This is a genomic window from Xanthomonas sp. SHU 166 (assembly GCF_000364685.1).
Taxonomy (GTDB): domain Bacteria; phylum Pseudomonadota; class Gammaproteobacteria; order Xanthomonadales; family Xanthomonadaceae; genus Xanthomonas_A; species Xanthomonas_A sontii.
This window is the reverse complement of sequence record NZ_AQOJ01000151.1, coordinates 1-8840: the sequence shown is the minus strand read 5'-3', so window position 1 is coordinate 8840 and position 8840 is coordinate 1. Positions and strand designations below refer to the sequence as shown.

The following is an 8840-nucleotide window of genomic DNA, read 5'->3' as shown; positions in this document are numbered from 1 at the left end:
GGGAGCCGTAGGCGCTGCCGGGCGCGGCGGTGGCGATGTACAGGCCGATCGCGTAGCGCCCGGCCACGAACAGGCAGGCGGTGATCGCGCCGCCGATGATGGCCTGGCGCCATTCCACCCGGCGGTCGGGCAGGTAGTGATAGAGCACGGCGAAGGCCAGCACGTAGATCGCCAGGGTCGAGACGTAGCCGACCGCCGGCAGCACCGACGGCATCCGCGCGAACACCACCTGCAGCACGGTGGTCAGGATCATCGAGATCAGCAGCAGGAAGCCCAGCGCGAATACCACGCCGAAGGAGAACACGCGCTTCTTCAGCCAGGCCATGAGGCCGTCCAGGCGCTGCTTGTCGGTGCGGAAGATCAGGTTCAGCGCGTTCTGCAACTGCGCGAACACCGCGGTGGCGCCGACGAACAGCAGCAGGGTGCTCCACAGCCCGGCCAGCGAGCCCACGCTGGGCTGGTTCTTGGCGTTGTCGATCACCGTCTGCGCGACCTCGCGCGCGCCGTGTCCGGCCAGTTGCCCGATCTGCGCGATCAGCGCCTCCTGCGCCTGCGGATACAGCGAGGCGGTGAGCCACAGCAGCAGCACCAGCAGCGGCGCCAGCGACAGCAGCGCGTAGAACGACAGCGACGCCGCCTGGGTCATCACGTCGATCTCGACGAAGCGCCGCACCAGCGCGGCCGGCAGGCTTTGCTGCAGGCGGTCGAGATGTTTGTGCAGGCGATCGGACGACAGGGGCATGGACATGGGCGCGGGACCTTCGGCGCGCGGCGTCGCAACGCCGGTCCCGCACTGCGCGCAGAAGGGGGCGCGGGCTTGCCGGCGTTGTAGCAGCCCGTCGCCGAAAGGCGGGTGAAGCCCGCCGCGCGCGCTAACGCATCGGTGCGGTCAGCCGGCCAGCTGCTGCTTGACCAGCACCGAGACCTGGCCCATGTCGGCCTTGCCCGCGAGCATCGGCTTGAGCACGGCCATCAGCTTGCCCATGTCGGCCGGGCTGGCGGCGCCGGTCTGCGCCTTCGCCGCCTGGATCGCGGCGACGATCTCGGCCTCGCCCATCTTGCTCGGCAGGTAGCGCTCGATCACCACGATCTCCTCGCGCTCCACCTGGGCCAGGTCGTCGCGGCCGGCGGCCTCGTACTGGCTCACCGAGTCCTTGCGCTGCTTGACCATCTTGTCCATCACCGCGATCACCGCGGCGTCGTCCATCTCCACGCGCTCGTCCACTTCCTTCTGCTTGATCGCGGCGTTGATCAGCCGGATCACGCCCAGGCTGTGCTTGTCGCCGGACTTCATCGCGGCCTTCATGTCGTCGGTGAGCTGCTGCTTGAGGGTCATGAGGGGCTCCACAGGGAAGAGAAAAGGGGGAAGGGCATTCTAGGCAAGCGCGCTGGCGCTGGCCGTGGCCGAGGTGGCACGCGGGTGCCGAGGGACAGGGATGGGACCGATGCCCGCGCGGGGCGGAGCGCCTGGCCAAGGTGGAAGACGCACAAAAAGCCGGCGACGCTTGCGCGTGCCGGCTTCGTGGGCTTATCGTAGCGGATGCCGAAACCGGCACATCCCGCTACCGCAGGCCGCGATCCTCAGTACAGACGCTGGCGCTTGGTGACGTCGCGCGAGGTGCGACGCAGCTGGCGCTTCACCGCAGCAGCGGCCTTGCGCTTGCGTTCCTGGGTCGGCTTTTCGTAGAACTCGCGCTTGCGGGTTTCGGCCAGCACGCCGGCCTTTTCGCAGGTGCGCTTGAAGCGACGGAGCGCAAACTCGAAGGGCTCGTTCTCGCGGACTTTAACGCTGGGCATGGAATCTCCGGGACACAATGGTGACCGGGTCAGGCCCGGCGAGCCGCACATTATAGCGACAGATTTCGCGGCTGCAAGCACCCCGTTTGGCCTGCCGCCGATTCGGCCGCACAATGCACCCCATGAACGTGCTCGGCATCGAATCCAGTTGCGACGAAACCGGCGTCGCCGTCTACGACACCACTCGCTCCGGGGCGGCCGCGCTGCGTGCGCATGCGCTGTACAGCCAGATCGCCCTGCACGCCGAGTACGGCGGGGTGGTGCCGGAGTTGGCCAGCCGCGACCACGTGCGCAAGCTGCTGCCGCTGATCCGCCAGACCCTGGCCGAGGCCGGCCTGCAGGTGCGCGACCTGGACGGGGTGGCCTACACCGCCGGCCCGGGTCTGGTCGGCGCGCTGCTGGTCGGTGCCGGCGTGGCCCGGGCCCTGGCCTGGGCGCTGGAGGTGCCGGCGATCGGCGTGCACCACATGGAAGGCCACCTGCTGGCGCCGCTGATGGAGGATCCGGACCCGGGGCACGGCGCGCCGGCGCCGCCGTTCGTGGCGCTGCTGGTCTCCGGCGGCCACACCCAGTTGATCGCGGTGGAGGCCATCGGCCGCTATCGCCTGCTCGGCGAGACCCTGGACGACGCCGCCGGCGAGGCCTTCGACAAGACCGCCAAGCTGATGGGGCTGCCGTATCCGGGCGGCCCGCAACTGGCGGCGCTGGCCACGCAGGGCACCTCGGGCCGGTTCCGCTTCGCACGGCCGATGACCGACCGGCCCGGCCTGGACTTCAGTTTTTCCGGGCTCAAGACCCAGGTGCTGCTGGCCTGGCGCGACAGCGACCAGTCCGACGCGGTGCGCGCCGATATCGCCCGCGGCTTCGAGGACGCGGTGGTGGACACGCTGGCGATCAAGTGCGAGCGCGCGCTGGAGGCGGCCGGCAGCGACACCATCGTGGTCGCCGGCGGCGTCGGCGCCAATCTGCGCCTGCGCGCCAAGCTGCAGGCGATGGCGCAGGCCCGTGGCGGCCGTGCCTGCTTCCCGCGCCCGGCGCTGTGCACCGACAACGGCGCGATGATCGCCTTCGCTGGCGCCCTGCGCCTGCAGGCCGGCCTGCACGACACCGCGTCCGCGGTGCAGGTGACGCCGCGCTGGGACATGGCGGACTTGCCGCCATTGGCGGCAAGTCGGGAATCGGGAATGGAGAATCGGGAATCGTGAGCGGCTCACGCGCCGCTTTTGCCTCTGCTCTTACCATTCCCCACTCCCTATTCCCCAATCCCTGCTCCTCATGGATAAAGTCTTCATCGAAGGTTTGGAAATCGACGCGCTGATCGGCATCTACGATTGGGAGCGGCGGATCCGGCAGACGCTGCGCTTCGATCTGGAAATGGGCTTCGACAACCGCAAGCCCGCGGCCAGCGACGACATCGCCGACACGCTCAACTACAAGGCGGTGAGCAAGCGCCTGGTGGAACTGGTCGAGCAGTCCGGCTACGGGCTGGTCGAGACGCTGGCCGAGCGCTGCGCGGAAGCGGTGCTGCAAGAATTCGACGTGCAGTGGCTGCGGCTGAAGCTGAGCAAGCCGGGCGCGGTGCGCGGGGCGCAGGCGGTGGGGGTCATCATCGAGCGCAGCCGCGCATGAGTACGCAGGCATCGCTGCCGTTCGCCAGCGCCGCGTCGGCGGCGCTGCCCGGCGCGCGTTTCTTCGCCGACCTGCAGCATACCCTGGCGCCGTATCCCTGGGCCTACGACGCGATGGTGATCGTGGCGCTGCTGCTGGCGGCGTGGCTGGCCAACTGGGTGACCAAGCGGATCCTGCTGCGCGGGCTGCGGCGGGCGCTGCGCGCCACCGTGCTCAGCGACAAGGAAGTGAAGCTGAGCGTGATCCCGCGCCTGGCCAACGTGATCCCGGCGCTGGTGCTGTCGCTGGGCATCGGCGCGGTGCCGCACCTGCCGGCGGCGATGGTCAGCGTGGTGCGCAACGTCTGCGCCGCCTTCATCGTGCTGACCGTGGCGCTGGCCCTGTCGCGCGTGCTGGATCTGCTCAACCACGTCTACGAGCGGCGCCCGGACGCGCACAACAAGCCGATCAAGGGCTACATGCAGTTGCTCAAGATCGTGCTCGGCGTGGTAGCGGCGGTGCTGATGGTGTCGGTGCTGGTCGACAAGTCGCCGGTGATCCTGCTGTCGGGCGTGGGCGCGATGATGGCGGTGCTGATCCTGGTGTTCCAGGACACCCTGCTGTCGCTGGTGGCCAGCGTCACCATCAGTTCCAACGACATGGTCCGCGTCGGCGACTGGATCGAGATGCCGCAGCAGAACGCCGACGGCGACGTGATCGACATCGCGCTGCATACGGTCAAGGTCCAGAACTGGGACAAGACCATCACCACCATCCCGACCAAGAAGCTGATCAGCGACTCGTTCAAGAACTGGCGCGGGATGAGCGAGGCCGGTGGGCGCCGGATCAAGCGCGCGCTGTACCTGGACCAGCACAGCGTGCGCTTCCTCGACGCTGCCGAGATCGAGCAGATGCGGCAGTTGACCGTGCTGCGCGAGTACATCGACCGCAAGCGCGACGAACTCGGCGCCTGGAACGGGGCGCTGGCCGAACGTGGGGTAGCGCCGATCAACGGCCGCCGGATCACCAACCTCGGCACCTTCCGCGCCTACGTCGAGCACTATCTGCGCGCCAGCCCGCACGTGCGCCAGGACATGACCCTGCTGGTGCGGCAACTGGAACCCGGCGCCAACGGCCTGCCGCTGGAGCTGTACTGCTTCGCCAACGACACCCGCTGGGCGATGTACGAGCAGATCCAGGCGGACCTGTTCGATCACCTGCTGGCGATCCTGCCCAATTTCGACCTGCGCGTGTTCCAGGCCTCCAGCGACGCGATGTTCATGGACAGCGCACGGATCCGCCGCGCCCCGGACGCCGTGCCGCCGCCGGCGGCTTGACGGCTGTCACGTCTGCGGGCATGTTGCGGGACAACATGCCGGCGCCTCTCGCCGCCGGCCCGCAGCAACAAGGGGCGCGATGGACTGGAGCAAGTACCGCACGGCCACCTTCGACGAGCTGATCCAGTCCGACGGGCAGCCACGTCCGGCCGCACGCCGGGTCATCGAGTACCTGTCCAGCCTCAGTGGACGCGAATTGTCCGAACGCCAGCTCGCCGCCGACGTCGCCGCGCGGGTCATGGGCATCACCTTCACCGTCTACTCCGACGGCCGCAACGTCGACCGCACGCTGCCGTTCGACCTGATCCCGCGGGTGATCCCGCTGCACGAATGGCAGCGCACCGAGGCTGGGCTGAAGCAGCGCATGCGTGCGCTCAACCTGTTCATCGGCGACATCTACGGCGCCCAGCGCATCGTCAAGGACAAGGTGTTCCCGGCGATGCTGCTGGAGCATTCGGTGAACTTCCGCCCGCAGTGCGTGGGCATCACCCCGGCGCTGGGGGTGTGGGCGCACGTGTGCGGTTCGGACCTGGTGCGCGACGCCGACGGCACGCTCTACGCGCTGGAGGACAACCTGCGCATCCCCAGCGGCGTGTCGTACATGCTCGAGAACCGCATGGTCGCCAAGCGGGTGTTCCCGGAACTGTTCGAGACCAGCGCGATCCTGCCGGTGGACGATTACCCGGCGCAGCTCTACGACACCCTGGCGGCGCTGTCGCCGCGCCCGGGCGACCAGCCGGTGATCGCGCTGCTGACCCCGGGCATCTTCAACAGCGCCTACTTCGAGCATGCCTATCTGGCGCAGGCGATGGGCATCGAGCTGGTCGAGGGCGACGACCTGTTCGTGGCCGACGACGACTGCACCTACATGCGCACCGTGTACGGACCGCGCCGGGTCGACGTGATCTACCGCCGGGTCGACGACCTGTTCCTGGACCCGGAGGCGTTCCGTGCCGATTCGGTGCTGGGCGTGGCCGGGCTGATCCGCAGCTGGCGCGCCGGCAAGGTGGCGCTGGCCAATGCGCCGGGCGCTGGCGTGGCCGACGACAAGGTGGTGTTCGCCTACGTGCCGAAGATGATCCGTTACTACCTGGACGAGGAGCCGATCCTGCCCAACGTGCCCAGCTACCTGTGCCACGACGACAAGGACCGCCAGTACGTGCTCGAACACCTGGACGAACTGGTGGTGAAGCCGGCCAACGAGTCCGGCGGCTACGGCATGCTGATCGGCCCGCGCTCGACCACGCGCCAGCGCGAGCAGTTCCGCAAGCTGATCCTGGCCGACCCGCGCAACTACATGGCGCAGCCGACCCTGGGCCTGTCCACCGCGCCGATCGTGACCGAGGCCGGACCCGCGCCGCGGCACCTGGACCTGCGCCCGTTCATCCTGTCCCGCGAGGACGTCTACGTGACCACCGGCGGGTTGACCCGGGTGGCGATGGAGGAGGGCTCGCTGGTGGTCAATTCCTCGCAGGGCGGCGGCGCCAAGGACACCTGGGTGGTGGACCTGGACGAGGAGCTGGACTGATGCTCTCGCGCGTCGCCGACAACCTCTACTGGTTCAGCCGCTACGTGCGCCGCGCCGAGACCACCGCGCGGCTGGTCGGGGTGGGCAGCCTGCTGCAGCTGGACCTGCCGCGCTCGGTGCGTTTCGCCTGGCGGCCGATGATCGACACGGTCGGCGCCGGCGAGATCTTCGCGCTGTGGTTCCCCAACGCCGGCGACGACGTCGGCGACGCCGACGTGGTGCGCTTCCTGCTGCTGGACGAACGCAATCCGTCCTCGCTGCGCAGTTCGGTGCAGTACGCGCGCGAACTGCTGCGCAGCATCCGCGACACCCTGCCGCAGGAGATCTGGGAAGCGGTCAACGACCTGCACCTGTACATCGACGCCAACGGCGAGCGCAGCGTCGGCCGCCGTTACCGCATGGAGTTCCTGGGCCACGTGACCGACGCCTGCCTGAAGGTGTCCGGGTTGCTGACCGCCAACGTCAGCCGCGACATCGGCTTCCAGTTCCTGCGCCTGGGCACGGCGATCGAACAGGCCGACATGACCACGCGGATCATCGATGCCGGTGCCTCGGGCCTGATCACCCCGCGCAAGGCCGACGACCGCGAGGCCTACCAGGCCATGCAGTGGATGAGCGTGCTGCGCGCGCAGGCCGCCTACCAGATGTACCGCCGCCACGTGCGCCAGCGCGTCACCGGCGAGCAGGCGCTGCGCTTCCTGCTGCAGAACAACGATTTCCCGCGCAGCGTGCAGTTCTGCCTGGTCCGCGCCCAGCACATCCTGCCGACCATGCCGCCGCGGCCGCCGGTGGAGCGCGCGCTGATGCGCATCAGCGGGCTGGTGCGCAATGCCGATCCGGCCTACCTGGCCGCGCACAACCCGGCCGGGTTCATGGACGAGATCCAGACCCACCTCGGCCACCTGCACAACGCCATCGCCGAGGCCTACTTCAGCTCCTGAGCTGAGGCGGGCGGCCTGTGCGCTGCGCCAACGGCCGGCCGCGGCGATCCGGGATCCACGCCGGGCTGGGGCCGGGCCCGGCTCTCCCTCCACTCCCCCTAGGCGGCGCCCCTTCGCCGGCGTATGGTGCGCGGCGGCGGGGCCGGCCCGGTCGGTAGACAGTTTTATGAATAGGCGATTCCGGCGCCGGAACTTGCCCCATCGACTGGCCGCAGAGCTAGAATTGGCGGCTATGTAAACGTTTTCTCAAAGGACCCCATGGCTTCGGATCGTATCGAATCGCTCATCGCCCGCATGACCGTCGAGGAGAAGGTCGGCCAGCTCGGCGTCTTTGCCGACATGGTGCGCCCGTTCGCCCCCGACGTGAATCCGGAAGCCAACGTCCGCAATGCCGACGAGGTGCTGCAGCAGGTGCGCGCCGGCCGGGTCGGCTCGCTGTTCAACGGCGTCGGCGCGGAACTGGGGCGGCGCATCCAGCAGGTGGCGCTGGAGGAGAGCCGGCTGGGGATCCCGGTGATCCTGGCTGCGGACGTGATCCATGGCATGCGCACGGTGTTCCCGATCCCGCTGGGCGAGGCCGCCAGCTTCGAGCCGGAGCTGGCCGAGCGCACCGCGCGCGCCACTGCGGTCGAGGCCACCGCCGCCGGCATCCACTGGACCTACGCCCCGGCGGTGGACATCGCCCGCGATCAGCGCTGGGGCCGCGGCGCCGAGGGCGCCGGCGAGGATGTGGTGCTGGGCTGCGCCTTCGCCGCCGCGCGCGTGCGCGGCTTCCACGGGCCGGACCTGCGCGCCGACGACGCCTTGCTGGCCACGCCCAAGCACTTCGCCGCCTATGGCGCGGTCGCCGCCGGCATGGAGTACGCCAGCGTCGACATCGCCCCGCAGACCCTGCGCGACGTGCATCTGCCGCCGTTCCAGGCCGCCTTCGAGGCCGGCGCGCTGAGCGTGATGACCTCCTTCAACGACATCAACGGCGTGCCGGCCAGCGCCAACCACGAACTGCTGACCGAGATCCTGCGCGGCGAATGGAAATTCCCCGGCGTGGTGATCTCCGACTACACCGCCGACATGGAGCTGATCGCGCACGGCTATGCCGCCGACGAGCGCGACGCGACCAAGAAGGCGTTCCTGGCCGGCATGGACATGAGCATGCAGAGCGGCTTCTACGCCGCGCACCTGCCGTCGCTGGTGGAGGACGGCGAGGTGCCGATGGCGCTGCTGGATGCCTCGGTGCGCCGCGTGCTGGAACTGAAGGAGGCGATCGGCCTGCTCGACGATCCGTACCGTTCGCTGGACCCGGCGCGCGAGGCCGACCTGTCGCACATCGCCGCGCACGATGCGCTGGCGCGCGACGCGGCGCGGCGCTCGATCGTGCTGCTGAAGAACGACGGCCCGGTGCTGCCGCTGCGCAAGCAGGGCCAGAAGATCGCGCTGATCGGCCCGTTCGCGCAGGACCGCGACAACATCGAGGGCTGCTGGACCCTGTTCGGCGACAAGACCCGCTATGTGACCCTGGAAGCCGGCGTGCGCGCCGCGCTGGCCGACGCGCAGGCGCTGACCGTGGTGCCCGGCTGCGGCCTGGAAGCGCCGCTGGACGGCGGCATCGAGGCGGCGGTGGCCGCCGCG

The 8840-nt window shown here is 69.4% G+C and carries 9 protein-coding genes; 6 read left to right on the top strand and 3 right to left on the bottom strand.

The genetic code is table 11. From position 1 onward, the window contains the following. The 3 genes from D180_RS05750 to rpsU form a co-directional block, all read right to left on the bottom strand. A partial coding sequence (locus D180_RS05750; RefSeq protein WP_017912045.1) for a YihY/virulence factor BrkB family protein occupies nucleotides 1-748 on the bottom strand: 748 nt, incomplete at its 3' end. Between the two features lie 141 nt (nucleotides 749-889). Beyond that, nucleotides 890-1336 (bottom strand): GatB/YqeY domain-containing protein, encoded by a 447-nt coding sequence (locus tag D180_RS05745; protein WP_017912044.1) that lies wholly within the window; start codon nucleotides 1334-1336, stop codon nucleotides 890-892. Between the two features lie 245 nt (nucleotides 1337-1581). Next, nucleotides 1582-1797, bottom strand: coding sequence for a 30S ribosomal protein S21 (gene rpsU, locus D180_RS05740; RefSeq protein WP_003465342.1), 216 nt, complete (start codon nucleotides 1795-1797; stop codon nucleotides 1582-1584). A 122-nt stretch (nucleotides 1798-1919) separates the two neighbouring features. Between rpsU and tsaD the strand changes: the two genes are divergently transcribed. The 6 genes from tsaD to D180_RS05710 all read left to right on the top strand — a co-directional run. Beyond that, nucleotides 1920-3002: a tRNA (adenosine(37)-N6)-threonylcarbamoyltransferase complex transferase subunit TsaD gene (gene tsaD / locus D180_RS05735; protein WP_017912043.1), complete on the top strand. Its 1083-nt coding sequence runs from the start codon at nucleotides 1920-1922 to the stop codon at nucleotides 3000-3002. A gap of 70 nt (nucleotides 3003-3072) precedes the next feature. After that, the gene (folB, locus tag D180_RS05730; RefSeq protein WP_017912042.1) at nucleotides 3073-3426 is read left to right on the top strand and encodes a dihydroneopterin aldolase; all 354 of its coding nucleotides are present in this window, start codon (nucleotides 3073-3075) and stop codon (nucleotides 3424-3426) included. Beyond that, nucleotides 3423-4742 (top strand): mechanosensitive ion channel domain-containing protein, encoded by a 1320-nt coding sequence (locus tag D180_RS05725; protein ID WP_017912041.1) that lies wholly within the window; start codon nucleotides 3423-3425, stop codon nucleotides 4740-4742. Before folB ends, D180_RS05725 begins: the two co-directional genes overlap by 4 nt. A gap of 79 nt (nucleotides 4743-4821) precedes the next feature. Continuing rightward, nucleotides 4822-6270 (top strand): circularly permuted type 2 ATP-grasp protein, encoded by a 1449-nt coding sequence (locus D180_RS05720; protein ID WP_010341631.1) that lies wholly within the window; start codon nucleotides 4822-4824, stop codon nucleotides 6268-6270. Further along, nucleotides 6270-7211: an alpha-E domain-containing protein gene (locus D180_RS05715; RefSeq protein ID WP_017912040.1), complete on the top strand. Its 942-nt coding sequence runs from the start codon at nucleotides 6270-6272 to the stop codon at nucleotides 7209-7211. Before D180_RS05720 ends, D180_RS05715 begins: the two co-directional genes overlap by 1 nt. A gap of 258 nt (nucleotides 7212-7469) precedes the next feature. Continuing rightward, nucleotides 7470-8840, top strand: a 1371-nt coding sequence (locus D180_RS05710) for a glycoside hydrolase family 3 N-terminal domain-containing protein (RefSeq protein WP_017912039.1), incomplete at its 3' end; no start/stop codon positions are given.